Raw genomic sequence first — 24,180 nt, 5'->3', positions numbered from 1 at the left:
AACGCAGAGGAGGCAAGGATGGATCACGGGCAAGCCGGTCCGCGGCGGCGAATACGCGTCCCGCTGGTCCTCTGGATGGCACTCGGCATCGGGGTGGGCCTCACCACCGGAACCCTCTGGCCGGATCTCGGTGCTGCCCTTCAGCCGATCGGCACGGCGTTCATCGAGGCGATCCGGATGGTCGTCATCCCGCTCGTGTTCTGCGCCGTCACTCTCGGCGCAAGCCGGATGGCGGACGACGCCGGCCGTCTCGGGCGGACGGCGCTGGTCGCTTTCGGCTGGTTCTACCTCGCGAGCGCGGCCTCCATCGCGATCGCGCTGGCCTTGAACGCGGTCTTCCATCCAGGCCTCGGCGCCGGCCTCGTCGCCTCGGGGCACATCCCGCAGAACCTGCCCCTGCGGGTCGACTGGGTGAAGTTCGTGCTCGACCTCATCCCGTCCAACATCGTCGCCGTGATGGCGGCACAGAAAGTCCTGCCGACTCTCGTCTTCGCGATGCTGTTCGGTCTCGCGTTGGGCGCGCTCGGCGAGGGTGCTCGGCCGGTGACGGCCGCCCTAGAAACGGTGCTCAGCGCGATGTTCCGCATCACCAGATGGGTGGTCGCCGTAGCCCCTCTCGCGGTGTTCGCCATATCGGCTTGGCTCGCCGCGACGCAGGGACTGAGCGCGCTGATAGCCCTCGCGAAGTTGTCCGGTACCCTGTACCTCGGCTACGCACTCCTGTTCGGCCTCTTCCTCATCGTCATCCGCCTCACGGGCGAGCGCCCTCTATGGGCGGCTCGTCAGGTCATTGGGCCGGTGCTTCTCGCGTTCGCGACGCGCTCGTCCGAAGTCGCCCTTCCGCCGCACATCCAGTGCCTGGAACGCATGGGCGTGCCGGAGCGCATCGTCGCTGTCGTGCTCCCGCTCGGCTACAGCTTCAACCTCGACGGTTCGGCCCTCTACCTTGGGGCGGCCGTGACGTTCCTGGCCGAAGCCTACGGCCTGCACCTGTCCGGGTCGGCCCTGCTGACCATCCTCGTCACGACGCTGATCGCGAGCAAGGGCGTGGCCAACGTCCCGGCTTCCAGCCTCGTCGCACTCGCCACGGTGCTGACCGCGATCGGACTGCCCGTGGAGGCGATCGCGGTCATCACGGGCATCGATGCGGTGCTCGACATGGGCCGCGCCGGCATCAACGTCTTCGGCAACACCGCGGCCGTCCTCGTGGTCCGCCGCCTCGGCGGCCTGCCGGACGGTGCGCCCGCTTCCGTCGAAGCGTCGGCGCACGGCTTGGTCTCGCACCCGGCGTCACCTGCAGCGTAAGAACGGAGACACCCACGATGACATCCCATCGCTTCGACGCCGTCCTGTTCGACCTCCTGACCGCCCTGCTCGACAGTTGGTCCTTGTGGAACGCGGTCGCGGGCAGCGAGGATGCTGGCCGACGCTGGCGGGCAGAGTACCTGCGGATCACCTATCGCACGGGTGCGTACCGGCCTTATGAGGATCTCGTCGCCGAAGCCGCCGAAGCGGTCGGGATGCCGCGCCGGCTGGCGGGGGATCTCGAGGACCGCTACGGCGAGTTGCAGCCGTGGCCGGGCGTGACACGGACCCTTCAGGCCCTCGCCGCCCGGTCCGTGCCGCTCGGCGTCGTGACCAACTGCTCTGAACGGCTGGGGCGCATCGCGGCCGCTTGCGCGGGGGTCGATTTCACCGCCGTCATCACGGCGGAAAAAGCCGGGTTCTACAAGCCCGACCCTCGTCCCTACAGGCTGGGGTTGCAGGCTCTCGGAGTGGAGCCGTCTCGCTGCCTGTTCGTCGCGGGCTCACCATACGATCTAGTTGGAACGGCACAGGTTGGGCTGGCGACGTACTGGCATGACCGCGTCGGGATGGCGGCGCCGGCCGGCTCGTCGTCTCCGCTCGCGCATGAGGCGACACTGGATTTGCTGCCAGCCTTCCTCGATGAGGAGCGATGAGGATGTTATGTTCCAGCATCGCCCGCTGCATCAGGGTTCCGTGAGCTGGACGCGTTGCGAGAGCACGTGGCTCCCACCCTCCTGATCGGCGCCGGCCTCCGGGCGTGTCGCAAGCGCGAACGGGTTCGCGTTCACGGGTCGCTAGCCATACCGACCCAGCTTGCGGCTCCGCCTCGGAGCTGGCCCATGATCCTGAACGCCCTCGCCCTCAAGCTGAAGCGGCAAGCCCGAAGCGACTTCCGGGGCCGGCACTTCGAAGCCACCCTGATCGTGCAGGCCGTCTCCTGGTACCTGCGCTACGCGCTAAGCTACCGCGACATCGAAGAGATGCTCCTGGAGAGAGGCCTCACGGTCGACCACTCCACCACCAATCGTTGGGTGCTCGCCTACGCACCCGCCATCGAGCGGCGCCTGCGCCGGTTCCGCAAACCGCACTGCGGCTCCGTGCGCGTGGATGAGACCTACGTCCGGGTTCGAGGTCAGTGGCGCTACCTGTACCGGGCCATCGATAAGCATGGCGAGGCCGTCGACTTCCTGCTCACCGCCAACCGCGATCCCGATGCCGCCAAGCGCTTCTTCCGCAAGATGCTCTCGGCCGAGCCGCTGCTCGCACCCGACCGCATCGGCACGGATGGCGCCGGCCCGTACCCGCTGGCGATCGCTGAGAGCCGCAAGGAGGGCCTGCTGCCGCGCACGCCCACCCACTACGGCACCAAGCACTTGCAGCAGGGGATCGAGAGCGACCACTTTCGGGTCAAGAGGGCCATGCCCCGAGTAGGCGGCTTCCGGTCGTTCCACACGGCCCGGCGCACGATCCAGGGCTTCGAGGCCATGCTGTGGCTGCGCAAGGGCTTCGGGTTCTCAGGGGCGTGGACCGTGCAGGAGCAGAACCAGTTGCTCGCCTCCTGCTTCGGACTTGCCGTCGCGAACAAAGCATGAAAGTGCGATGGCAGAGGCCCTTCTGCGGCCCGAACCCGAGTTTGCGACAGGCCCCCCTCAACGCCCCTCTACGTCTACGGCTTTCGTGTAGGCCTGGAAGGATACATAGACGGGCCGTGAGAGGAACTCACGCGAGTGGGTGATAGCCTCGACGGCCTGGCCTAGCTGCCGCTGTCGCGGGCTCTTCTGTCCCATACAGGCGCTTATGCGAACCGCGCCGCTCATGGGCGACAGGTCCAGACCTGGTTCCATAGGCCGCCCTTACGCGAATCGACGGGAGTGCCCCAAGGCGATTGCCGACTTCGAACGGCTGCTGTCGGATGTCGAGCGGCTATTCCGGCGGCACGGGTCGGAGGTCTGGGAGTGGCGCATTGCCGAATAAGGCGCACGCGAACTCCTGACCCTGAGCGGTCCTTCGCGGTTGATGCCAGGAATGTCCGGTTGCCAGGGTTTTCCGGCCACTCGATTGCGTGACACGGTTTCCTTGATATCCGCGCCTCCGATGGGCTCGGGCGTCAGGCCAGATGGTGCGCCGGGCGCGCCCGGAAAGGGGCGGTCACTGGCGGCGAGTCCCAGAAACGGGAGTTGGGGTGCAGGGTGGTTCGGCGTGGAGGTCGCCCAAGTCGCTCCGACCCCAACTCCCACTCCCTCCCGTCCCTAATGACATCGCTCGCGTTGCCCAGGCTGCGTCGCCGTGCGGCAACCCCTCGGCCCAGCAACGCAAACCTTGGTATACGGGCATAAACGATAATATAATCTCAATAAGACCAGCCCATAATACCGGAATATGAATTTAAATCTAAAATACATCCATCAGCGTACGATACGCGAAGCGCCGATCCGCCGATGGAGAATAGAATGTCCCGCAAGCTACTCATCGCCCTCGCCCTGTTTACTGGGGGCGCTGCACCCGCTTCGGCGCAAGAAACACGCGTGATCAACGTTTGGGGTCAGGAGTTTGAGGTGCCGGCCCGGGGGCCGGGCGGCCTGCTCGCTGGTGCGCTGGGATCCGACACCGTGCTGACGACTGGCACCGTCGCGGACACGACCCAGAGCAGTGTCCGCTTCGCGCCCACCTCGTTGGCCGCCAAGCCGGGCAATCGGGTGCTCCGCTCCACCCGGTGATGCTCCTACCCGAGATCCCGATCGACTCGGCCGCGTCCTGCAGCGGACCGGCTTCCTCTCATTCATCCTCACCCTTCGGCCATCGAGACCTCCGATGGTCGTCAGGGGCACGCCTCAACGGGAAGATCCCAACGATGCCTATGCTCGACTGGAACACCTATCGCAAGCAACTTCTCGAAGGCGTTGGCGGCTTCGCCAAGCTCAGCCCAGAGACCGTGAAAGGGTACGGCGCCCTCAGCAGTGCCGGACAGAAAACCGGACGGCTCGACGCCAAGACGCGCGAACTGATCGCCGTCGCGGTCGCTATCAGCCTTCGCTGCGACGGCTGCATCACCGTGCATTCGGATGCAGCCCGCCGTCTCGGCGCCAGCAAGGAGGAACTCGCCGAGGCGCTCGGTGTCGCGGTCAGCGTAAACGCGGGAGCGGCGGTCACCTACTCGACGCGCGCACTCGAGGCGTACGACGCGTCCTCGGACGTCTGAGGGAGGGAAGCATTGATGAGGACTCGCCTTCGCGCCGCGCTCGCCGTCGTGGCGAGCGCACGCTCTCAGCGGATCGGCCTGCACGGGATGCGCGTCGCCGTCGCGATCATCTTTCTCTGGATCGGCGGCGTGAAGTTCGCGCCCTACGAGGCGGACAGCATCACGCCGTTCGTGGCGAACAACCCGGTGATGCGGCTGTTCTACGCGCACCCCGAGGCTTACCGGCAGCACATGACCCGAGAGGGCGAGCTGAAGCCGGACGAGCGCTCGTGGCAGGCGGCCAATGGCACCTACCGCTTCTCGAATGGGCTCGGTGTGGTGGAATTGCTCATCGGCGGCTTGATGCTCCTCGGCCTCGTGTCGCGCCGCCTCGGGCTCGCGGGAGCGACGGTCGCCTTCCTCACTCCCGTCGTCACGCTCTCGTTCCTGGCAACCACGCCCGAAGCCTGGGTGCCAGCGCTCGGAGACGCGCAGCACGGCTTCCCCTACCTCTCGGGAGCCGGCCGCCTCGTCCTCAAGGACGTGGTCCTGCTGGCAGGGGCGTGGCTCGTGCTGGTCGACAGCGCCCGCGCGGTGCTGGAGCCCCGGGCCGCCGCGCGTGGCGGTTTTGCTTCGCTCACCCGGCCTCCGGCCACACTCGGCTCGCACTGAGGGCTCCGCCGCTCCAGGGTCACCGGGACCGACCGATGATGTTGACCCCGAGAGTGGGTCAACATCATTCGGGCGACTCGACCGTACATTGGTGCGATCTCACGCGTGCATCGAGACCACGGGCTTTCAAAGCCGCACGACGGCGGAGGGGCTGCCCATGGCGCAACGCGCTCGGCTCGAGACGTTCTGGCAGGCTCGGCACCCGCCCCCTATACGCTGCCCTTCGCGCCGAGCGCATCACCCGTTCTCCTGCATCGCTCGGGTCTGGCACACGATCGGCTTCATGGTGTGCCATCGGTCGAGAAGGCGATGTCCTTCTGCGCCCGCAGAGCGGCCAAGCGCTCGGCCAGCGCTCGTTCGATCATCGTATAGGCATCTCCGCCCAACGCGATCCGCTTTGGTGCTGGTTCCTCGTCTACGCTGTCGATGATGATCTGGACCATCTTGCGCGGATCACCCTTCGCGACAGCGGCCGGATCCGAGAGCATCGTGCGCATCGCGCCGATCGGCGTGCTCCGGTACGCATCCACGTCTGCGCCCAACAGCGTTCCGGCCGTCGTTCGGAATCCGGTGCGCGCGGCACCGGGTTCAATCATCGTGACGCCGATGCCGAAAGAGGCGACCTCGGCCGCAACCGAGTCGAAAAACCCTTCCAGGCCCCATTTGCTTGCGTGATAGAGGGAGGCACCCGGATGGGTAGCCTGTCCGCCGTAAGTCGACATGGCGATCAGGCGCCCGCCGCCCTGTCGGCGCAGATGCGGAAGGGCTGCCCTGACGACGTGGATCGGGCCGATCAGATTGGTATCGATCTGGCGCGCGATCTGCACGTCGGTCAAACCTTCAACGGCCCCGAATTGCCCGTAGCCGGCATTGTTGACCACGACGTCGATCCGGCCGAGGTCACGAAAGGCACGGTTGACCACGCTCATGATTGCGGCGGGGTCGTTCAGATCGAGCTGTGCGGTCCAGAAGCTCGTGTCGTATTTGGCCTTCAGGTCAGCAAGACCTGCCGAGTGCCGCACAGTACCCGCCACGCGCTCGCCGCGTGCGAGCAACTGCGCTGCCATCTCCCGACCGAAGCCACTCGTCACGCCTGTGATGAACCACGTCCGAGCCATATTCGCCTCCAGATTGTCCCGGTACGGATTAACCCGCCTCATTGCTGGCTGTAAGCCGCGCAATTCCGCATGCCTTGATGACGTTTTGCCATGAATGATCTGCCGTCCCTGACCGAGCTGAAGGCGCTCGCCGCGATCGCGACGCACAGGAGCTTTCGCAAGGCTGCCGACGAACTGGAGGTGGCGCCGTCGACCCTGAGCCACATGATGACCAGCCTTGAGGCGCGGCTGGGCATGCGGCTGCTGAATCGAACCACCCGCAGCGTCGCGCCGACCCAGGCTGGTGAGCGCTTGGTCGAGCGCCTGCGGCCGATCCTGCAGGATCTCTACGGAGCACTGGCCGAGATCGATGCCTCTCGCATTCGTCCCACGGGGACACTTCGCGTCACGGCATCCGATACCGTCTCCCTGCTCCTCCTTCAGACTGTGATCCCGGTCTTTCTGAAGCGCTTTCCCGATATGGCAGTCGACCTGGTGGCCGAGCCGGCTTTCGTGGACATCGTCGCGGAAGGCTTCGACGCGGGCTTCAGGCTCGGCGAGGATGTTCCCCGCGACATGATCGCGGTCCGGTTCGGCGGGCCGTCGCGTATGCTGGCGGTCGCATCGCCGTCCTATCTCGCGGGGCGGGACCGGCCGCGGACCCCTGACGACCTGTCGGGTCATCGCTGCATTCGGACGCGGACGCCGAACGGACGGCCCAGCAAGTGGGCGTTCGAGCGGCACGGTCAAGCCGTAACCATCGACGTCCCAGGCCCTCTCGTCCTGAACAGAACGGAGTTGATGACGGAAGCCGCGCTTCGCGGCCTCGGCATCGCCCTCGTTCCCGAACTGGTTGCCCGACGCCATCTTGAAGCCGGCATGCTCACGTCTCTCCTGGACGACTGGTGCCCGCCTTACCCCGGTCTGTTCCTCTACTACCCGGGGCATCGCCATGTTCCTGCCGGTCTTCGTGCCTTCATCGACGTCCTCAAGGTATTTCCGAACGAAACCTGAGCATGAGCGCGGATGGATCGCCGTCGGCCTGAACGTGCCGATCGAGGGGAGTTGACGACAGCTCGGCCCGCGGTGCCCCGACGGTCACGACGGCATCAGCCATCCAGGGCGGCACGATTGCCACAAGGCGCGCCCGTCCTCGGACGGTCGATGCGCCCTGAAGGGGATGCGAATGAGACCCGACCGGCTCATCCATTCGATTTGCTGCTAGGATCGATCGAAACTATGCGTTTCCTTCAGTGCCTGTGCCCGTGCAACGTGTCCAGCAGGCCTGAGGGCGACGTTCGGGCGTCGCCGTAGGGTCGCTGCGGAAGAGCTGAGAGCATCATGGCCGAGCGCGGAACCGTCCCTTCAACGAGCCCGAACGGCGGTGGCTCGAGGTTCATGGCTCTCTTCATTCTCGCACCGCTCGCGCTGGTCGGGAGCGGCTGCGTGGCCGTCGACGCCCAGCGCGCGGCCGTCGTACCGCAGCCGAACGCGGCCTTCGCGGCCATGTACGGAGCGCGCCCCGCCGAGCGCTTCGCTCTGCCGGCGACCGATGTCGCAGATGTCGACCCCCGCTACTTCCGCCAGGAGGTCGCCTATGCGCGGCCGGAGTCGCCCGGCACCCTCGTGGTCGATCCGGGCAACAAGTTCCTCTACCTCGTGCGCGAGAACGGGCGGGCCCTGCGCTACGGGGTCGGCGTCGGCCGAGCCGGGCTCGCCTGGAGCGGGACGGCGCGGGTCGGGCGCAAGGCCGAATGGCCGCGCTGGACCCCGACGTCGGACATGATCGCTCGCGAGCCGGAGCGGAATGGCCCCTGGCGCCACGGCATGGCCGGCGGCCCGGGCAACCCGCTCGGGCCGCGCGCCCTCTACCTCTTCGACGGCCCGCGCGACACGCTCTACCGGATCCACGGCACCACCGAGCCGCACACGATCGGCACCGACGTGTCCTCGGGCTGCATACGGATGTTCAACCAGGACGTCATCGACCTCTACGGCCGGGTTCCGGTCGAGACCAGGGTCGTCGTCCTGCCGGCCGACGAGCATGTCGAACCCGCGCAACCATCCGTCGTGCGGACTGCCTCCCGGGGAACCGGCAGCTGAGCCGCCGCGGCAGCCCGGTGCGGATCTTGACGGGCGGTGCGGTTGCGCGGGACCGAGCCGACGTCGCGGCAGAGGAGCAGGTGGGGACGATGCGCTACCCGGACCTGGAGATCGACCTTCTGCGGGCCTTCGTGGCGGTGGCCGAGACCGGCAGCTTCACCGCTGCCGCCGACGTGGTCCACCGTTCGCAATCGGCGGTGAGCCAGAAGGTGCTGCGGCTGGAGGAGATCCTGGGGCGGCGCGTCTTCGACCGCACCAGCCGTACGCTCGGCCTGACGCCGGACGGCGAGCGGTTGCTCGTCGCCGCCCGCCAGATGCTGGAGTTCAACGATCGCCTCCTGCGCGCCTGGCGCGAGCCTCCCGCCAGCGGCACGCTGCGGCTCGGCGTGTCGGAGGACTTCATCCCAGGCCAGCTGCCGAAGCTGCTCGCCCGGTTCGGGCGGCTCCACCCGGACGTCCACATCGAGCTGATGACGGGCCTGAGCTGCACCTTGCTCGACGCCTACGACGCCGACCGGCTCGACGCGGTGATTGCCAAGCGCAGCGGTGGGCAGGCGAGGGGGCGCGTGATCTGGCGCGAGCCGCTCGTCTGGCTCGCCGCGGCGGACTACCACCTCGATTTCACCCGGCCGGCGCGCCTCGTCATGCTGGCACCGCCCTGCAGCTACCGCGAGTCGATGATCTCCGCCCTCGATTCGGTGCGCCGCGAATGGGTCGTCGCGTGCACGGCGAGCAGCCTGATGGGCGTGCAGGCCGCGGTCGCGGGCGGGCTCGGCGTGACCCTGCTCGGCCGCTCCTTCGTGCAGGAGGGGATGCAGATCCTGCGCGCGCCGGAGCTCTGGCCCGCTCTTCCCATGACCGAGGTGACGGTTCTGGGCGAGGACAGGGCGCCCGATCTCGTGGAGCCGCTGATCACGTTTCTGAGCCAGAGCCTCGCTGGCCATGACGCACTGACCATCGCGGCTTGACCGTCCGGCGGCTCAGCGCGTTCGCGCGTTGCGCGTCCTGACGGCGTCCGGCGGTGCCGGACTACTCCTGACGACAAGGAAGACAGACAATGTCCGAACACGTGCATCTGATCGCCCGCCTGGTGGCTCGCGAGGGGAAGGAGGCGGCGCTGGCGCAGGCCGTGGCAGCGATCGTACCGGCCGTGCTCGAGGAGCCCGGCTGCCTCGTCTACACGGCCCACGAGAGCCGCGAGCGACCCGGTACGATCGTGATGTACGAGGTCTGGGAGAGTGGGACCGCCCTCGACGTTCACGCCGACGGCGCGAACTTCCGTGCGCTCGCCGCCCGGTTCGACGAGCTCCTGGGCGAGCCGCTCGCCATCGAACTCCTGCGCAGGATCGCCTGATTCGTTGCAGGCTGCAGCGCGGGCCCGGGGCTCTCCACCCTGGCCGACCTCCGCGAACCGAACCATTCGCGGCGCTCAGCGATCCGGCGCGTTGCGGGTTCCGAAGTCTCGGGGGTGCCGTCCTGCAGGTTCACGAACGCGATGCCGGTGGCCACGACCTCTCTCCTCAGCGGTGGTCGTTGGGTGCCGGCTTAACGCCGAGTTGGAGCGTGTAGACCTCGACCGGGAAGCGCACCCGGCTCCGGCCTTCCTGGAAGAGGGCGAGGCGGTTGAGCTGAGCGGCCGGCATCCACAACTTTCCGCCGGCATCGATCCACATCGCGTCGACCCAGAGCAGGCGCGGGTCCTGGATCAGGGTCGAGGCGGTGCCGTCGGGCGCGATGCGGAGGATGCGCTGCGCATCCGTGTCGCTGACAAACAGGGTGCCGTCCGCGGCGATCGCCGTGCCGCCGGTCGGCGGCGTGTCGGCGACGATCGCGACGGAGGCGGCCAAGCTCGCCGGTGCCGTCCCGGGATCGTCGAGCAGCCGCGTGGGCACGCGCCAGAGCGGGCCGGTGCAGGACTGGTAGTAGAGGACGGCGCCGTCCGGCGAGACTTCGAGCTGGTCGGCATGCACCAGAACCGGGACGCCGTCCGGCCCGCGCACGATGCGTCCCTCGGCCGAGATCGGCCGCGCGGCCGTGACCGAGGCGTGGCCCTCGAGTACACGGCGGCCCCGGCCCGTCGCGAGATCAAGCACCACGAGGGCCGGCGCCCCGGCATCCGTGAGATAGGCGAGGGAGCCGTTGAAGCGTACGTCGTCGATGAAGCTCGTCGGGGTCACCAGGCCGTCAAGCGGGATCGCCCGCCGCACCCGCGCGCCGACGACGTCGACCTGCACGAGCTTGCACCCGCCAGGACGCATCGACCGCCCGAACCCGGGCGAGCCGGTATCGACGAGCCAGAGGTCGCCATCGGGACCGATCCTGAGCGAGTTGACCCAGACCAGGGTGCGGGTGGGGTCGGCGCCCTCGGCCCAGGTGTTCCAGCCCTCGTCCGGGAACGGCACAGGCCGGCCGTCCCGGATCTCGACGACGCGGGGACCGGCGCTGCCGTCGATGCGCGCGAGCGCGGCGAAGATCCGGCCCTCCGGCGTGACTGCGACGCCGTTGGTGACGGCATCCGGCAGCGCGAAGGCGAGCGTCAATTCGGGCGCGGCCGGGTGAGCGGGTGCGGTCGCGCGGGCGGGGCCCGCCATGACCAGGGTCGCGGCGCCCGCCAGCCACGCGCGCCGATCCATTGTCGCCTCGCCGCTCACGCCCACCCCTCCAGAACGATCTTGCCCTTGGCGCGCCCACTCTCGATCAGCGCGTGGGCGCGGCGGAGATTGGCGGCCGAGATCGGGCCGAAACCCTCCGCAAAGGTAGTCCTCAGCGTGCCCGCATCCACGAGCTGCGCAATCTCCTCGAGGAGCCGACCCTGCTCGGCGATGTCCGCGGTCGCGAACATCGAGCGAGTGAACATGAACTCCCAATGCGTCGAGACGCTCTTGCGCTTGAACGGCAGGACGTCGAGGCTCGCCGGATCGTCGATCAGCGCGAATCGGCCCTGCGGCGCGATCAGCGCGACGATCTCGGCGAGGTGCCGGTCGGTGCTGGTGGTCGAGAAGACGAAGCCCGGCGCGCCTAGCCCGAGGGCCGCCACCTCGGCCGCGAGCGGTCTGCCGTGGTCGACCACGTGGTGGGCGCCGAGTTCCCGGCTCCATTCCCGTGTCTCCGGGCGCGAGGCAGTGGTGATCACCGTGAGGTCGGTGAGCCGGCGGGCGAGCTGCGTCGCGATCGAGCCGACGCCGCCGGCTCCGCCGACGATCAAGATCGCGTTCGCGGCCCCCGGCACGGGCCTGCGCACGTCGAGCCGGTCGAACAACGTCTCCCAGGCGGTGATCGCGGTGAGGGGCAGCGCGGCGGCCTCGGCCACGGAGAGCGAGGCCGGCTTGTGCCCGACGATCCGCTCGTCGACGCAGTGCAATTCGGCGTTCGTGCCCGGTCGGCCGAGATCCCCGGCGTAGAACACCGCGTCGCCCGGCCGGAACCGGCGCACCGCACTGCCCACCGCCTCGACCACGCCGGCCGCGTCGTAGCCGAGGATCTGCGGACGGCCCTCCGCCGGCGTGGCGCGGGCACGGACCTTCGTGTCGACCGGATTGACCGAGACGGCCTGCACCCGCACGAGCAGGTCGTGCGGCCCCGGCTCGGGGGTCGGTAGGTCGAGATCGACGAGCGCCTGATCGTGGTCGATCGGCAGGGAGATGTGGAAACCGACGGCCTTCATGGGAGTGGTCCTCTCTTCGGTAGGGGATCAGGAGCGGGCGCTCGCCGCGACGCCGAGAACGATCGCGGCGGCGCCGAGGATCAAGTCCGCGCTCGGGCTCTCGCGCAGGGCCGCCATGGAGAAGGCGAGGCCCGCAACCGGCACCGCCAGCATCAGAGTCGACATCGCGCTCGCCGGCAGTCGGGCACTCGCCGCGTTGACGGCGCAGAAGCAGAAGGCGGTGGCGACTGGGCCGACGAAGGTGAGGCAGGCCCAGAGCGTGCCCGAGTCGTCGCCGGTGAACGGCCCCTCAACCGCGCGGGCGAGCGGCGTCAGCACCGCCGCCGCCAACAGCATCTGCCAGGGCGCGAGCCGGATCGCCGGGGAGCGCGCGCGTCCGTAGCGCAGGTGCAGGATGCACAGGGCCCAGGCGGCCGAAGCGGCGAGCAGCATCGCGTTGGCGCCGACGACCTGCGCGTCCCGCCAATCGATCGCGTGTGGGTTGAGCAGCACGAGGACGCCGAGGGCGGACAGACCGATGCCGGCCCAGCGCCGCCGTCCGATCCGCTCACCGAACATGAGGAGCGCGGCTGGAAGAACCCAGATCGGCGTGGTATAGCTCAGGATTGCCGAGCGGCCGGCCGGCAGGTGGGTCATCGCTAAGGCGCCCAGAGCCGTAAACAGCATCATCTGCAGGAGGCCGATCGAGGCGACGACGGGCAGGTCGGCACGCTCGGGCAGCCGCAGCTCCCCGCGTGAGACCTGCCACGCGAACAGGCAGACGGCGCCCAGGGCGAAGCGCGAGGCGGAGAACCACAGCGGCGAGACATGGCCGAGGCCCACCTTCATCACCGGCCAGTTGGCGCCCCAGAGCAGGATCGCCCCGCCGAGCAGGACGGCAGGGCGGTACCGCTCCCGCAGGCCGCCCGGCACGGATCGCCCGGTCGCGGCGACGGAGGTTCCGGTCCGCGGTGCGGCCGGGAGGGCATCGGAAACAGGCGGCGTGTCGATGGCTGTGGCGGACATCGTGGGCCTCGTCAGGGATGAGGTCGAGTGTCGGATACGCCCGGCGGCCCAGAGGCTCAGCGGCGCGTCGTTCGGGACGAGGCGAGAATGCCGACGCGGAAATAATCCGATAAGCGCATAGTTCAGATCGGTGTGATCGGATTTTCTTCTGAGACAGTCGCCCTCGGCGGGAGACGGATCCTGGGGCTCGACAGGTGGGCGGGCGGCTGTCCCAGGCCGTGGATGCCGAGTCACCCTTGCGAGGCGATCCCGTCCGGCTCCTCGTGGGCTGACCGCCCCACCGTCACGCCGAAGACCGATCCCCAGCCGCAGCGGGATTGCACGCCGACCTGATGGCCGAGCGCCTGGGCGGTTTGGCGCACGATGTGGAGTCCGAGGCCGAGCCCAGCCCCGTCGCTGCGTCCGGCCCGGTCGAAGGCCTCGAAGATGCTGGCGAGACGATCCGGCGCTATTCCCGGCCCGTCATTGTGGATCTCGATCGCGACCCGGCCGCGCCGGCGCCGGCATCCGACGACCACACGGCCGCCCCGGCCTGCGTACTTCACGGCATTGCCGACGAGGTTGCGCAGGATGGTCGTGAGCATTGCCGTTTCGCTCTCCACCAACAGCCGCGAGCCGTGCACCAGGAGCCGGACTCCGACGGCCTCGGCATAGGGCTGCCACTCCGCCGCGACCGTGGCGAGGAGGGGGCCAAGGTGCACTGGACCGAGGCGCGGCGCATGGCCGACCTGGGACGAGCGGGCGAGGTCGTCGAGTTCGCGGCCGAGCCGCACCAGGGCGTCGCTGGCCAAGCCGAAGCGGGCGGCGGCACGGGGCGCGATGCCGTCGGAGACGGCGCGCTCGATTGCCATGAGGGCGACCTGCAGCGGTTGCTTGAGATCGTGCCCAGCCACGGCGAGGAGCCGGGACATGGCACTTCGGGCGGCCTCGGCGCGGGTGAGGGCATCGCCCGCTACCGGGATCGCCATCGTCACTCCCATCTCCAGCCTCCTCGACCGACTCCGCCAAGGGTCATCCACGGCGGTCATCCATGGCTGGACGGTGCATCTTGGCCGTAGAGAGAGAAATCATACGGAAGTTTGCCTCGGCTCATCCGGGACGTCCCGCCCCGGAAATCTTCCGGGCGTCATTCGCCGGGTGCAGGCCTTCGCCCACCCGTACTGCGAAATGGGGAAAACGTCGGTCGTCACGAAGGCGACGACACGGGTTCGACTGCGCTGCGGTGCGCCGTCCGATCCATCCGCCTCCTCGCCGAACGGAGATGACCTACCGGTCGAGACGAGGACCAGTCCGTCAGGACCCGATCGTGTCTTCGAGACAACTGATCAGGGCGTCGGCCGCGAGCGGCTTGCGCAGGAGCTCCCGCGCCCCGCCCGCGAGCGCGCGCCGGCGGATCGCGTCGTCGGACAAGGCCGTCATCATAATGATCGGCAGCGTAGGACGGACCTGCCGCACCCGCTCCTGCAACTCCAGACCGTTGAGGCCCGGCATGTCCACGTCCGTCAGCAGGCAGGTCGCGCGGTCCATCGGCTCGTGGGCCAGGAACGCCTCGGACGCGAGGAACGCCGCGCCCGAGCTGAACGCGACGGCGTCGTAGCCGAGCGACTCGATGAAGCCGGACGTTGCGTCCAACACCGCCTCGTCATCGTCGACCACCGCGACCGTTCTCTTCACGATCGACAAGGGGCGTCCTTTCCGGTGCCCTATCTGGGCACGCTCTCTGCCGCCTGACATGGGCCGGCCGCCGCGCGGGCGGAATCATACGATGGTGTGGTACGGCCCGCGCGACCTCCTCCCGGTCTCGCATCCGCGCGAGGCCGGGCGCGGCGCTGCTCAGCCCCCCGATAGGGCCTTCAGCGCCTCGGCCTTGCGCACGAGGTCGGCCACGGAACCCGCCTGCATCTTGCGCATGACGTTGCCACGGTGGATCTTCACCGTGATCTCGCTGATGCCAAGGGCGTGGGCAATCTGCTTGTTGAGCAGCCCCTGGACGACGTGCTGCATCACCTCGGCCTCCCGGGCGGTCAGGGTCGCGGCCAGCTTGGCGAGCTCGGCCGTGCCGGCGCTCTCGGCCCGCCGGAGTTCGTCGCGGGCGATCGCGGCGGCGATCGCGTCGAGCATGTCCTGATCGCGAAACGGCTTGGTCAGGAAGTCGAGCGCGCCGGCCTTCATGGCCCGCACGCTCATCGGTATGTCGCCGTGGCCGGTCATGAAGATAATCGGCAGACGGTTGCCCGTCGCGGCCAGCCGCGATTGCAGGTCGAGACCGCTCGCGCCGGGCAGTCGGACGTCGAGCACGAGGCAGCTCGGCCGGTCCGGCAGTGTCGTCGCGAGCAGCTCGGCCGTCGAACTGAAGGCGAGGGTGTCGAGGCCGACCGACCGCAGAAGGTCCTGGAGGCCCTCGCGAATCCCCTCGTCGTCCTCGACGATAACCACCAGCGGGGTCGTCGCGTCGGCGGCCCCTTTCCCCGGGCCTCGGATGTTGCCTGCCACCGTCATCGACGAGCCCTTGCGTGCCTCTCCGGCCCCCACCCCCAATGGTTGTGCTTACAAGTTTCGTCGCCAGCCTATCAAGCGCGGCCGCGCTGGTTGTGCACTGCAGCGAGCACCCCTCGACGTACTGCCGAGCTATGAGCTAACACCTGCTGGATGTCGTCACTTGGCGGAGCGACCCCCATCGGGACCGCGCCGCAGACGGCAGCCCGCACAGGTATCGCAAGGACGAGGCGAGCGCATGACAATGTCCCGGAGACCGGTTCCCGGGCAGACCACGGCGCGCGTGCTCCTGGCTAGCCTGATCGGCACCACCGTCGAGTTCTATGACTTCTACATCTACGCGACCGCCGCGAGCCTGATCTTCGGGCCGCTGTTCTTCCCGGCCGCGCTGCAATCGGCCGAGCTGATCAGTGCCTATGCGAGCTTCGGCCTCGCCTTCGTGGCCCGGCCGCTCGGGGGCGCAGTCTTCGGGCATTTCGGCGATCGCGTCGGCCGCAAGGCGACCCTGGTCGGCTCGCTCCTCCTGATGGGGCTCTCGACCTCGGCCATCGGCCTCCTGCCGACCTTCGCGCTCGCCGGTTGGCTCGCGCCCGTGCTGCTCTGCCTTCTGCGGTTCGGGCAGGGCCTGGCGCTCGGCGGCGAGTGGAGCGGGGCCGCCCTCCTTGCCGTCGAGAACGCCCCGGCGGGCTGGCGGGCGCGCTACGCCATGTTCGCGCCGCTCGGTGCGCCCCTCGGCTTCTTCGTCGCCAATGGGCTGTTCCTGATCCTCACCCTGACACTGACCCCGGAGCAGTTTGCCGATTGGGGCTGGCGAGTGCCGTTTCTGCTCAGCGTTCCGCTGGTGTGGCTCGGGCTGTGGGTGCGCACCAATCTGGGCGAGACCGAGGAATTCGCCGCGTCACTCAAGGAGGCCAAACCGCCGCGCGCGCCGCTCGTGGAACTGCTGCGCCTACATGCGGGCCAGGTGGTCGCCGGGATCTTCGGGGTCGTGGCCTGCTTCTCGCTGTTCTGGACCGCGACCGCCTTCGCACTCGGCTACGGCACGACGATGCTCGGCCATTCGCGGGCGTCGTTCCTCATGGTCGAGCTCGGCGCGATCCTGTTCATGGCCGCTGCGATCGTTACCGCGAGTTGGCTGTCCGACCGCGTCGACCCGACCCGCGTGCTCATCGTCGGCTGCGCCGGGACGATCGTCTCCGGCATCCTGCTGGCGCCGATGCTCGGCAGCGGGTCCCTCGTCACCACCTTCGTATTCCTCGCTTTCGCCCTCTGGGTGATGGGCTTCGTGAACGGGCCGCTCGGAGCGTGGCTGCCGAGCCTGTTTCCACCGCGGGTGCGCTACTCCGGCACCTCAGTCGCCTTCAACGTGGGCGGCATCGTCGGCGGCGCGTTCTCGCCGATGATCGCCCAAGCGCTCGCCGAGCGCAGCGGTCTGGTCGCGGTGGGCTTCTACCTCGCCCTGACCGGCGGGATCAGCCTGATCGCCTTCGACGTGAGCGCCCGCCAGCGCGCCCTGGGCGCCCTGGCCCGCAGCGAGCGGCGCTACCGCGCGCTGTTCGAGCAGACTCACGTCGCGCTCTGCGAGATCGACCTCGCTGCCGCGCACGAGCAGGTGGAGGCCCTGAAGGGAGCGGATACCCGTGAGGCCGACCGTCTCGGGACTTTCGCGCGGCTCATCACCCTGATCGACGTGAACGAGGCGACGGTGCAACTCCTCGGTGGCGCCTCGCGGGAGGCGGTGCTCGGCCCGATCGATCGCTTCCTGCCGCTGGGCCACGACCTCCTCGAACCGCTCCTCGCAAGGCTCGTCCACGGCAGCGGCCGGTTCGAGAGGCAAGGGCGGCTCGTCCGAGCCGACGGCCGGGACGTCATCGTGATTCTCGTCATGGCGCTGCCCGACGAGCCCTCGGGCTACGACCGCGTCGCCTGCGCGATGATCGACGTGACCGAGCGCGAGCGCGCCAAGGAGGCGCTCCTCGCCGCGCAGAGCGAGCTTGCACGCGCCGGCCGGGTCGCGACGGTCGGGGCGATCTCGGCCTCGATCGCGCACGAGGTGAACCAGCCGATCGGCGCCATGGTGATGAGCGCCGAGGCCTGTCTGCGCTGGCTCAGGCGTGCGACGCCCGATCTCGAGGCGGCTGCGCGGGCGGCCGAGCGGGCGGTGCGCGACGGGATGCGGGCGAGCCAGATCGTCCAGCGGACGCGCGAGCAGCTCCGGCGCGACCGGCGCGAGCCCGAGATCGTCGACCTCAGCGACGTCATCGCCGAGGCCGCGAACCTCCTTGAACGGGAAATCTCCGGCGCCTCGGCGACTTTGCGCACGCTCGTCTCGGTACCCGAGGCCCGCGTTCTCGCCGACAGGGTCGAGCTGCAGCAGGTCGTCGTCAATTTGGTCACGAACGGGCTGCACGCGATGCGGGCGGTGCCGGAGGCCCGGCGGGAGCTTCAGGTCGCGCTCTCCGCTCCGTCGCCGGACCGGGTCCGGCTGTCGGTGAGCGATAGCGGCACCGGCATCGCGCCCGACCAGCTGCCGAAGCTGTTCAGCCCGTTCTTCACCACGAAGCGCGAAGGAATGGGCATCGGGCTGTCCATCTGCAAGGCCATCGTCGAGGCCCATGGCGGAACGCTGACCGGCGGCAACAAGGATGAGGGTGGAGCGATCTTCGACGTCGAGTTGCCGGTCTGCGATGGCACTCCCCGCGATGCCGTCGCTGCCGAGCCGGCCGCCGCGGAGGCCTGACGACCCCTCAGGCCTCCGCAGCGGCCGCCATGATCTCGCCGACATCCGCGCCGAGCATGGCGAAGCCGAGGATGCGATCGTCCGCCTCGATCACCACGGCGTCGTATGACTTGCTTATCGTATATCCTCCTCGAAGTGGATCGGTGACGGGCGGGCCGCAGAGACCCGCCCGGGACAAGGCTCAGACGGGGATCGGGTTGGCGACGAGCGCGGTGTTGAAGGCGTTCACCATCGCGTGCTCGCCGGCGCCGGGATTGTCGCGCACGGAGCGCACGGCCTCGACCACAACCTCCTCGACATCGGTGCCGAGCCCGACCATCGTCTCGGCGATGAAGGCATCAAGCGGCATGGCGCGCGGATCGCCGCTCTTCTTGATCAGGTCGGTATCGACCCACGGCGGCGCGATCTCCTGGACCGTGACGCGGGTGTTGCGCAGCATGAAGCGCTGGGAGAGCGTGTAGGCGTGCAGGGCCGCCTTGCTGGCCGAGTAGACCGCCGTGCTCGCCAGCGGCAGGAAGGCGAGGACCGAGGTATTGTTGACGATCGTCGCCCGCTTCTGTGCCTTCAGGTGCTCGATCAGGGCAGAGGTCATCCGGATCGGCCCGAGCAGGTTGGTGGTCAGGATCGCCTGCGCGACCGCATCGTCGATGACGCCCGACGCGTCGTCGAACGGCATGATGCCGGCATTGTTGAACAGCACGTTGAGCGTCGGAAACTCGGCCGTTAGCGTGGCAGCCACGGCCTTGATCGCCGTCGGGTCGGCGATGTCGAGGGTGATCGATCGCATCCCGGGATTGGCCCGCGTGACCTCGTCCAGGAGCGCCTGACGGCGGCCCGCGACGATCACTTGGTTCCCGAGCCGGTGAAACGCTTCGGCAAAACCGCGGCCGATGCCCGAGGTGCCGCCGGTGATGAAGATGGTATTGCCGGTGAGTTGCATCGTTTCGTCTCCATGCGAGGGGGGGCAGACGACCGAACCCGCGCCGAACGGCGCGCATGGGCTGTTGCGTTGCCCACGCTCTTGCGATTGCCGGCGGGTGGCGCCGGACGAAGCGGATCGGTCGTGCTGCTGGTTCGAGGCAGGCTTACCCCTGGTTTGACCCCGGGGTTCAGCGACGAGGATCAATCTAACAGTTCGATTCGGCCGCCATATCGACGGGAAGTCTGAGCGCGATCACACCTTTCGCAAACGCTCCCATACGAAGGTGTCATACCGCCGCGCTTATGAACTGATCTGTTGCAGGTAGGGGTAGGCGCAGAGGGACTTGATGCGGCCGGTCTCTGCCGCGAGCGCAGTCCAGGCCCGGCAGCACGCCTCGACGACGGCCTCGTAGTCGGCCAGAAGCCGATGGGAGAGGTAGCGCTCGCGCAGGTAGAGCCAGACACGCTCGACTGGGTTCAACTCGGGACTGTAGGGCGGCAGCGGCACGAGGGTGAGGTTGGGCGGGAGCGTCACCGCGCGCGGATCGTGCCAGCCCGCACCGTCCAGCACCATCACAGCGTGGGTGTCGGCTGGGATGCTGGCCGCAAAGTCGGCCAGGAAGCGATCCATGGCCTGAGTGCAGACCCGCGGCAGCACAAGGGCGAACTCCTCGCCTGTGGCGGGCCGCACGGCCGCGAAGATGTAAGCTGAGGCGAAGCGCTTGTCGCACAACCCTGGCGGGCGTTGGCCGCGCACCCACCAGCGGTGGCCGGTCCGGCCCTTCTGGCCCACGCGCGCCTCATCCATGAACCAGAGCGCGATCGTCTTGTCCGGATGGGCTTGGGCCGCCGCCGCTACGGCGGTGCGAAGCCCCTTTTGGCGAAAGCGGCAGCGGCACGGGCGTGCCGCTTCGGGTGAACGGGCCTGGCCTTCTGCTTCGACAGCCCGAGCCGACGCACGACCCGTGACATGGATTGCGGGCACATGGTCTTGTCGAACCGCTCCTCGATGAAGCGGCAGAGGTCCGGCAGCGTCCAACTCGACGGCTCCCCTCGTTCGGGATCCGGCCCGACCAAGATGCGCTGCACCAGCACCGCCTGCTCGCCCTCGCTGAGGATCTCCCGCCTGTGGCCGTGCGGACGATCCACCAGCCCGGCCAACCCCTCGGCATTGAACCGGATCACCGCGTCGCGCAGGGCTTGGCGCTCCATTCCGGCCGCCCGCGCCGCCTCGGCGCGGCTCATGCCCTCCAGCGCGTTGGCGACGGCTAGGAGGCGCTGCATCGTGCGTCGGCGGGGCTCGCGCCGGGCCAGGCGACGCAACTCGGCGGCGCTGGCGAGATCGGTGCGGATCGTCAGGCCCGGTCGTGCCATCGCGGCCTCCTGCTGCACAGGCCGCAGGCCAGCACAGACGCGCTGCACAACCAACTCACGTTCGAGTCAACGCCAAAGCGCGGCGGTATCAGGCACCCGCCTCCAATCGTTCGGCGTTCGCCAGCCGGATTTTCGGCGCAAATGGAACGGATTGGCTGCGAGCCACGGAAACCAAGGTTTGGTCGCCTTCGGACGCATCTGCACACTGTCGCGCATGAGGGCACTTGGAAAACCGCCTTAACGGCACCAGCGGCTGCTCCCGGGGGATGAGCGGATATTCTGGTCGCCCTGATTTAAGGTCCGGAAGTGGCGCAACTGAGACGTACAAGTTGAGCTTCTGCAGCGTCCACTTCGGAGAAGCCACCAGAGTCTGCTGAGCGGCTGAAACGGGCACGAATTCGAATGTCGGCTTTTGGGCGACGGTCCAATGACAGATCCCACCCTCAGCGGCCGTTCACATAGTCAAGCTGATTGGGGTTTGACCTTAGGTGAATCGAACACGCAGGTTCTTGAGGTCGAGTGGGTCCACCAGGATCTCGCTCTCCTGCCGGTCTTGGTAGGCCCCAAGGATCGCAGCCTTCGCGACCGTAGCCGCGACTAGGACCGGATCGGGGATCGCCATGCCTCGATGCCCACTGGTGAACGTGAGGGCCGTTGACCTCTCTGTGGTCCAGGCGAGGCCCATCACCCTGTCCATGTGGTACCCGCGGTAGATTGGATCCGCTCCGGCGGGGCCGCGTAGAAGGCACGATCCTCCGCTTCCACCAGGTGGTCACAAGGTCGCTCATCCAGATCGGCCAAATAGTGGCGGAACTCTCGCGTCAGGTGCAACAGCTCATCGCACTGATGCCAAGTATCATCACAGCCGCTCCATGCGCGATGGAGGGCAGACCAGAAAAGCGCCGGTTGTGAACTAAGCTCAGAGCCGTGCCGCGTGGTCCAGTTCAGGAGGACGGCCAAGCGCGTTTTAGAGTTCACTCCCGGTCCGAACAGCGTCCTGACCAGGGCCTCAATCATCAGAACTCTTGCCGCCATCGCGCATCCGCACCCCGGCCCCGCCGCCGGTACTGGTGCCGTCCTCCGGGATAAGCTCCACTCCGGCTTTCTCGAACGCCTGACGGATCACCGTCAGGGTCGCAGGACGCGGCTCGGCACCCTGTCCTTCGAGCTGACGGACGGTCACTACACCCACAGAGGCAGCGGCGGCCAGCTCAGCTTGCGTCCAATTCAGGAGGCCGCGGGCGGCCCGGCATTGTGCTGCGGTGATCATGCTTCCGTATCTCACAGCTGTCGAAAAACGACAAGACAAGCGAAAAGTGATTGAAGTAGCTTAAAATATCGTATATCGCTTGAACTGTCGAAAAACGACGGAAAGCGAAACCCGTGTTAGCCTGCCGCTCCCTTAACTGGTCCGCCACTATGCACGAGCTTCAGGCCGAGCGCCGGCCGGCCGTAGCCCGGAGCGCCCAGTTGGCGAGCGTCCGGGCCGCCAGAGCCGAGGCCCTGCGAGCCGCAAGCGGCAACCGCGCCCGCCTCTGGACGGCGGTAGGTGGCTTCGATCGCCGGGCCCTCATGGCCTGCGCTGTCCAGCACGCCCAGGCCGTCCCGAATGGCTGCCTCGCCCGAGGCTGCTGGCGCGCCGCCATGGCGCACGGGCTCAAGATCGGGTGGGCCGCCGCCCAGGCCGCCCGCCGCGCTGCCACATCGATCAACCGGAGAGACCCGATGATCACGATCAGCGACTGGCACGCCCGCGTCGGTCAGCGGGTATTCGACTTCCGAGCCGCGCATAAGCTTAACCTGGCCGAGATGTCCAGCCGGGTCGGAGGCATTCAGGCGGACCGCCTCACGGCCATCGAAGCCGGCGCCGACGACATCCGGCTTGATGACCTAGAGCGCATCAGCGTCGCTATCGGATGCGAGGTGCCGGAGTTGCTGGAGGCGGATGAAGACGAGTGGACGCGCGCGGTTGAGGAGGTGTGAGGCTTCTGCTGGCAGCCCAGCAACACAGCACTCCAGTTGGCTGTGCTGCTGGAGTGCTGTGTTGCTGTTCAGAAAGCTGGCTGCCAGAATGCCAGCCAGAATGCCAGAATGCTGTACTGCCAGCAGCCTGGCATGGCCCGCCCGCTTTCATCCCCCGATCCGCTCCAGCACCCGCCGAACCGCCGTTGCCGTCCAGGCCGAGCCCCGCGCGGTGGTGATCCCTCGCCGGTCGAGGCCGGTCGCAAGATCGCGCAAGGACCTGGCCCCCTCCGCCCGCAGCTCAGCGATGTCGCGCGCCAGATCCTCCGCTCGGTGCCTCGCCCCGGCCGATCGCACCGAGGCGCTGGCGGCGGCTGCCCGGCCGGCCTGAGCCGGAAGGTGGTGTGTCGGGCCACCGAGTTTCACGCCTCGCTCCTTCGCGGCAGCGAGCGCGGCCTTGGTGCGGGCCGAGATCATCTTCCGCTCGGCCTGCGCCACCACCGCCATGATGCCGACCACCATCTCGTTCGCCTCGGGCATATCGGCCGCGACGAAGCGCACGCCTGCCCGCTGGAGGCCAAGCAGGAAGTGGGCATCACGCGACAGCCGGTCTAGCTTGGCAATGACCAGTGTAGCACCGTGGAGGCGGCAGAGGCGGAGGGCTTCAGCCAGCTTCGGCCGGTCCGCCCGCTTGCCGCTCTCTATCTCCACCACCTCGGTGACCAGGGTCCACCGCCCGCCGTTCAGGAAGTCGGTCACCGCCTTGCGCTGCGCCTCCAGCCCAAGGCCTGATGCGCCCTGCTTAGCGGTGCTCACCCGCAGGTAGCTGACGAACCGACCTCCAGCCATGGATGGTACCGTGCTCTATTGTATCATTTGCCTGTACGACCGTACTGGCTAATGACACACCTTCGCACGAACCAGCGGGAGAACGGCATAGCTTTATCTCTCAAATATAAAGATAAATCTCTTGACGAAATATCCAACATGTGAAGACCATGACCCCCAATTTTTCTGTGGATTTTTAGCCTAATCGATCACATTATGCGAATTGTTTTCGGAGTAAATTTTCGGTTTTCCCGATGATTACAACACGGTCTTCCTGTAACTTCAACTTTTCATGCCAAATAAATCTAGCTATTGAAGTATCGGGCCTACAATCCACCCACCGCCGTGACCATATTCTCTCCTGCGCCAACAGGAGAGCAATCGTGCAGAAGTCCAGCAGCACCAGCCCCGCCCCGTCGATCACCGTCAACGTCGGCGACAAGCCCACTGAAATCTTGATGTCTTTCGGCCGCCTGAACGAGTTGGCCGAACTGGTGGGTGGCATGGAGCGTCTGCCGGAGATCGACTTCAACCCGAACACCAGCGCCGCCACTCTGGAAATCTGCCTCGCGCCCCGGGACGAGCGCGGCCGGCGCACCGACGCCGAGTGGTTCATTCCGACCGATCTCAGCGTTCCCGACGCCGAAGCGGTGCTGGACTTCGTGAAGGAGCACCTCTCAGATTTTTTTCTCAGGCGGCTGGAGAAGCACCTGGACGGCCTTCAGACCAACGGGGCGCGACTGACGGCTGTCGGGTCGTCGCTGAGTGGTTTGGCGGGCTCAGCTTCGAAGACACCCTGATCTTTGCGCTTGGCGTCAAGCCGAGTGGCCTG

The 24,180-nt window shown here is 67.9% G+C and carries 24 protein-coding genes and 1 pseudogene; 13 read left to right on the top strand and 12 right to left on the bottom strand.

Translation table 11 applies throughout. The features are described from left to right. Nucleotides 1–75 precede the first annotated feature (75 nt). The 6 genes from ACE101_RS30015 to rclC all read left to right on the top strand — a co-directional run bounded on the left by ACE101_RS30015 (nucleotide 76) and on the right by rclC (nucleotide 5,158). Nucleotides 76–1,305, top strand: a complete 1,230-nt coding sequence (locus ACE101_RS30015) for a dicarboxylate/amino acid:cation symporter (RefSeq protein WP_379137784.1) — start codon at nucleotides 76–78, stop codon at nucleotides 1,303–1,305. A 17-nt stretch (nucleotides 1,306–1,322) separates the two neighbouring features. Next, the gene (locus ACE101_RS30010; RefSeq protein ID WP_379137781.1) at nucleotides 1,323–1,961 is read left to right on the top strand and encodes an HAD-IA family hydrolase; all 639 of its coding nucleotides are present in this window, start codon (nucleotides 1,323–1,325) and stop codon (nucleotides 1,959–1,961) included. A gap of 186 nt (nucleotides 1,962–2,147) precedes the next feature. Further along, a complete protein-coding gene (locus ACE101_RS30005) occupies nucleotides 2,148–2,900 on the top strand; it encodes an IS6 family transposase (protein WP_379137777.1) in 753 nt (250 codons plus the stop codon). A gap of 858 nt (nucleotides 2,901–3,758) precedes the next feature. After that, nucleotides 3,759–4,025 (top strand): hypothetical protein, encoded by a 267-nt coding sequence (locus tag ACE101_RS30000; RefSeq protein WP_379137774.1) that lies wholly within the window; start codon nucleotides 3,759–3,761, stop codon nucleotides 4,023–4,025. Nucleotides 4,026–4,159: 134 nt separating this feature from the next. Next, nucleotides 4,160–4,507 carry a carboxymuconolactone decarboxylase family protein gene (locus ACE101_RS29995; protein WP_379137771.1) on the top strand — a complete coding sequence of 116 codons (348 nt, stop codon included), beginning with the start codon at nucleotides 4,160–4,162 and terminating at the stop codon, nucleotides 4,505–4,507. Nucleotides 4,508–4,522: 15 nt separating this feature from the next. Continuing rightward, entirely contained in the window at nucleotides 4,523–5,158 is a 636-nt protein-coding gene (gene rclC / locus ACE101_RS29990; protein ID WP_379137770.1) for a reactive chlorine resistance membrane protein RclC, read from the top strand. A 281-nt stretch (nucleotides 5,159–5,439) separates the two neighbouring features. Here the strand turns inward: rclC and ACE101_RS29985 are convergent, their stop codons facing one another. Then, nucleotides 5,440–6,276 carry an SDR family oxidoreductase gene (locus tag ACE101_RS29985; RefSeq protein WP_379137768.1) on the bottom strand — a complete coding sequence of 279 codons (837 nt, stop codon included), beginning with the start codon at nucleotides 6,274–6,276 and terminating at the stop codon, nucleotides 5,440–5,442. A gap of 90 nt (nucleotides 6,277–6,366) precedes the next feature. Between ACE101_RS29985 and ACE101_RS29980 the strand changes: the two genes are divergently transcribed. From ACE101_RS29980 to ACE101_RS29965, 4 genes are all read left to right on the top strand, one after another. Then, nucleotides 6,367–7,269, top strand: coding sequence for a LysR family transcriptional regulator (locus ACE101_RS29980; protein WP_379137765.1), 903 nt, complete (start codon nucleotides 6,367–6,369; stop codon nucleotides 7,267–7,269). A 384-nt stretch (nucleotides 7,270–7,653) separates the two neighbouring features. After that, nucleotides 7,654–8,358, top strand: coding sequence for a L,D-transpeptidase (locus tag ACE101_RS29975; RefSeq protein ID WP_379137763.1), 705 nt, complete (start codon nucleotides 7,654–7,656; stop codon nucleotides 8,356–8,358). Between the two features lie 89 nt (nucleotides 8,359–8,447). Beyond that, nucleotides 8,448–9,326: a LysR substrate-binding domain-containing protein gene (locus ACE101_RS29970; protein WP_379137761.1), complete on the top strand. Its 879-nt coding sequence runs from the start codon at nucleotides 8,448–8,450 to the stop codon at nucleotides 9,324–9,326. Nucleotides 9,327–9,415: 89 nt separating this feature from the next. Then, nucleotides 9,416–9,712 carry a putative quinol monooxygenase gene (locus ACE101_RS29965; RefSeq protein ID WP_379137759.1) on the top strand — a complete coding sequence of 99 codons (297 nt, stop codon included), beginning with the start codon at nucleotides 9,416–9,418 and terminating at the stop codon, nucleotides 9,710–9,712. A 166-nt stretch (nucleotides 9,713–9,878) separates the two neighbouring features. On the opposite strand, the gene ACE101_RS29960 is transcribed toward ACE101_RS29965, so the two are convergent. The 6 genes from ACE101_RS29960 to ACE101_RS29935 form a co-directional block, all read right to left on the bottom strand. Then, a complete protein-coding gene (locus ACE101_RS29960) occupies nucleotides 9,879–10,991 on the bottom strand; it encodes an SMP-30/gluconolactonase/LRE family protein (protein ID WP_379137756.1) in 1,113 nt (370 codons plus the stop codon). Between the two features lie 14 nt (nucleotides 10,992–11,005). Further along, nucleotides 11,006–12,022, bottom strand: coding sequence for a zinc-binding alcohol dehydrogenase family protein (locus tag ACE101_RS29955; RefSeq protein WP_379137754.1), 1,017 nt, complete (start codon nucleotides 12,020–12,022; stop codon nucleotides 11,006–11,008). Nucleotides 12,023–12,049: 27 nt separating this feature from the next. Then, on the bottom strand, nucleotides 12,050–13,027 hold the full coding sequence (locus ACE101_RS29950; protein ID WP_379137751.1) for a DMT family transporter: 978 nt from the start codon (nucleotides 13,025–13,027) through the stop codon (nucleotides 12,050–12,052). 230 nt (nucleotides 13,028–13,257) lie between these two features. Continuing rightward, nucleotides 13,258–14,007 carry a sensor histidine kinase gene (locus ACE101_RS29945; RefSeq protein WP_379137748.1) on the bottom strand — a complete coding sequence of 250 codons (750 nt, stop codon included), beginning with the start codon at nucleotides 14,005–14,007 and terminating at the stop codon, nucleotides 13,258–13,260. A 313-nt stretch (nucleotides 14,008–14,320) separates the two neighbouring features. Next, nucleotides 14,321–14,701, bottom strand: coding sequence for a response regulator transcription factor (locus ACE101_RS29940; RefSeq protein WP_379139041.1), 381 nt, complete (start codon nucleotides 14,699–14,701; stop codon nucleotides 14,321–14,323). A gap of 159 nt (nucleotides 14,702–14,860) precedes the next feature. Beyond that, on the bottom strand, nucleotides 14,861–15,526 hold the full coding sequence (locus ACE101_RS29935; protein ID WP_379137746.1) for a response regulator transcription factor: 666 nt from the start codon (nucleotides 15,524–15,526) through the stop codon (nucleotides 14,861–14,863). A 241-nt stretch (nucleotides 15,527–15,767) separates the two neighbouring features. Between ACE101_RS29935 and ACE101_RS29930 the strand changes: the two genes are divergently transcribed. Beyond that, a complete protein-coding gene (locus tag ACE101_RS29930; protein ID WP_379137744.1) occupies nucleotides 15,768–18,263 on the top strand; it encodes an MFS transporter in 2,496 nt (831 codons plus the stop codon). A gap of 181 nt (nucleotides 18,264–18,444) precedes the next feature. Here ACE101_RS29930 and ACE101_RS29925 read toward each other — a convergent pair whose 3' ends face one another. The 4 genes and pseudogenes from ACE101_RS29925 to ACE101_RS29910 form a co-directional block, all read right to left on the bottom strand. After that, on the bottom strand, nucleotides 18,445–19,203 hold the full coding sequence (locus ACE101_RS29925) for an SDR family oxidoreductase (protein ID WP_379139038.1): 759 nt from the start codon (nucleotides 19,201–19,203) through the stop codon (nucleotides 18,445–18,447). 282 nt (nucleotides 19,204–19,485) lie between these two features. Beyond that, nucleotides 19,486–20,022, bottom strand: a pseudogene (locus ACE101_RS29920) (IS630 family transposase); the annotation flags it as partial. Nucleotides 20,023–20,039: 17 nt separating this feature from the next. Then, nucleotides 20,040–20,558 carry a winged helix-turn-helix domain-containing protein gene (locus ACE101_RS29915; protein WP_379137742.1) on the bottom strand — a complete coding sequence of 173 codons (519 nt, stop codon included), beginning with the start codon at nucleotides 20,556–20,558 and terminating at the stop codon, nucleotides 20,040–20,042. Nucleotides 20,559–21,567: 1,009 nt separating this feature from the next. Continuing rightward, nucleotides 21,568–21,828 carry a helix-turn-helix domain-containing protein gene (locus ACE101_RS29910; protein ID WP_379137739.1) on the bottom strand — a complete coding sequence of 87 codons (261 nt, stop codon included), beginning with the start codon at nucleotides 21,826–21,828 and terminating at the stop codon, nucleotides 21,568–21,570. A gap of 455 nt (nucleotides 21,829–22,283) precedes the next feature. Here ACE101_RS29910 and ACE101_RS29905 point away from each other — a divergent pair, with 455 nt between their 5' ends. Further along, nucleotides 22,284–22,541 (top strand): helix-turn-helix domain-containing protein, encoded by a 258-nt coding sequence (locus ACE101_RS29905; protein ID WP_379137736.1) that lies wholly within the window; start codon nucleotides 22,284–22,286, stop codon nucleotides 22,539–22,541. Nucleotides 22,542–22,688: 147 nt separating this feature from the next. Here the strand turns inward: ACE101_RS29905 and ACE101_RS29900 are convergent, their stop codons facing one another. Next, nucleotides 22,689–23,369 (bottom strand): recombinase family protein, encoded by a 681-nt coding sequence (locus ACE101_RS29900; RefSeq protein ID WP_379137733.1) that lies wholly within the window; start codon nucleotides 23,367–23,369, stop codon nucleotides 22,689–22,691. A 362-nt stretch (nucleotides 23,370–23,731) separates the two neighbouring features. On the opposite strand from ACE101_RS29900, the gene ACE101_RS29895 reads away from it, so the two are divergent. After that, on the top strand, nucleotides 23,732–24,148 hold the full coding sequence (locus ACE101_RS29895; protein WP_379137730.1) for a hypothetical protein: 417 nt from the start codon (nucleotides 23,732–23,734) through the stop codon (nucleotides 24,146–24,148). Nucleotides 24,149–24,180: the final 32 nt, after the last annotated feature.

It is taken from the genome of Methylobacterium carpenticola, assembly GCF_042748905.1.
In the GTDB taxonomy this organism is placed as follows: Bacteria; Pseudomonadota; Alphaproteobacteria; order Rhizobiales; family Beijerinckiaceae; genus Methylobacterium; species Methylobacterium carpenticola.
Note: the sequence above shows the minus strand (reverse complement) of the source record. Positions and strands in the feature narration are given on the sequence as shown.

Coding starts and splice junctions, on each gene's coding strand:
- ACE101_RS29945 (WP_379137748.1), bottom strand. CDS start 14,007: ATGGGAGTGACGATGGCGATCCCGGTAGCGGGCGATGCCCTCACCCGC.
- ACE101_RS29995 (WP_379137771.1), top strand. CDS start 4,160: ATGCCTATGCTCGACTGGAACACCTATCGCAAGCAACTTCTCGAAGGC.
- ACE101_RS30010 (WP_379137781.1), top strand. CDS start 1,323: ATGACATCCCATCGCTTCGACGCCGTCCTGTTCGACCTCCTGACCGCC.
- ACE101_RS29970 (WP_379137761.1), top strand. CDS start 8,448: ATGCGCTACCCGGACCTGGAGATCGACCTTCTGCGGGCCTTCGTGGCG.
- ACE101_RS29925 (WP_379139038.1), bottom strand. CDS start 19,203: ATGCAACTCACCGGCAATACCATCTTCATCACCGGCGGCACCTCGGGC.
- ACE101_RS29975 (WP_379137763.1), top strand. CDS start 7,654: ATGGCTCTCTTCATTCTCGCACCGCTCGCGCTGGTCGGGAGCGGCTGC.
- ACE101_RS29960 (WP_379137756.1), bottom strand. CDS start 10,991: ATGGATCGGCGCGCGTGGCTGGCGGGCGCCGCGACCCTGGTCATGGCG.
- ACE101_RS29905 (WP_379137736.1), top strand. CDS start 22,284: ATGATCACGATCAGCGACTGGCACGCCCGCGTCGGTCAGCGGGTATTC.
- ACE101_RS29985 (WP_379137768.1), bottom strand. CDS start 6,276: ATGGCTCGGACGTGGTTCATCACAGGCGTGACGAGTGGCTTCGGTCGG.
- ACE101_RS29900 (WP_379137733.1), bottom strand. CDS start 23,369: ATGGCTGGAGGTCGGTTCGTCAGCTACCTGCGGGTGAGCACCGCTAAG.
- ACE101_RS29935 (WP_379137746.1), bottom strand. CDS start 15,526: ATGACGGTGGCAGGCAACATCCGAGGCCCGGGGAAAGGGGCCGCCGAC.
- ACE101_RS30015 (WP_379137784.1), top strand. CDS start 76: ATGGCACTCGGCATCGGGGTGGGCCTCACCACCGGAACCCTCTGGCCG.
- ACE101_RS29950 (WP_379137751.1), bottom strand. CDS start 13,027: ATGTCCGCCACAGCCATCGACACGCCGCCTGTTTCCGATGCCCTCCCG.
- rclC (WP_379137770.1), top strand. CDS start 4,523: ATGAGGACTCGCCTTCGCGCCGCGCTCGCCGTCGTGGCGAGCGCACGC.
- ACE101_RS30005 (WP_379137777.1), top strand. CDS start 2,148: ATGATCCTGAACGCCCTCGCCCTCAAGCTGAAGCGGCAAGCCCGAAGC.
- ACE101_RS29980 (WP_379137765.1), top strand. CDS start 6,367: ATGAATGATCTGCCGTCCCTGACCGAGCTGAAGGCGCTCGCCGCGATC.
- ACE101_RS29955 (WP_379137754.1), bottom strand. CDS start 12,022: ATGAAGGCCGTCGGTTTCCACATCTCCCTGCCGATCGACCACGATCAG.
- ACE101_RS30000 (WP_379137774.1), top strand. CDS start 3,759: ATGTCCCGCAAGCTACTCATCGCCCTCGCCCTGTTTACTGGGGGCGCT.
- ACE101_RS29930 (WP_379137744.1), top strand. CDS start 15,768: ATGTCCCGGAGACCGGTTCCCGGGCAGACCACGGCGCGCGTGCTCCTG.
- ACE101_RS29965 (WP_379137759.1), top strand. CDS start 9,416: ATGTCCGAACACGTGCATCTGATCGCCCGCCTGGTGGCTCGCGAGGGG.
- ACE101_RS29910 (WP_379137739.1), bottom strand. CDS start 21,828: ATGATCACCGCAGCACAATGCCGGGCCGCCCGCGGCCTCCTGAATTGG.
- ACE101_RS29915 (WP_379137742.1), bottom strand. CDS start 20,558: ATGGCACGACCGGGCCTGACGATCCGCACCGATCTCGCCAGCGCCGCC.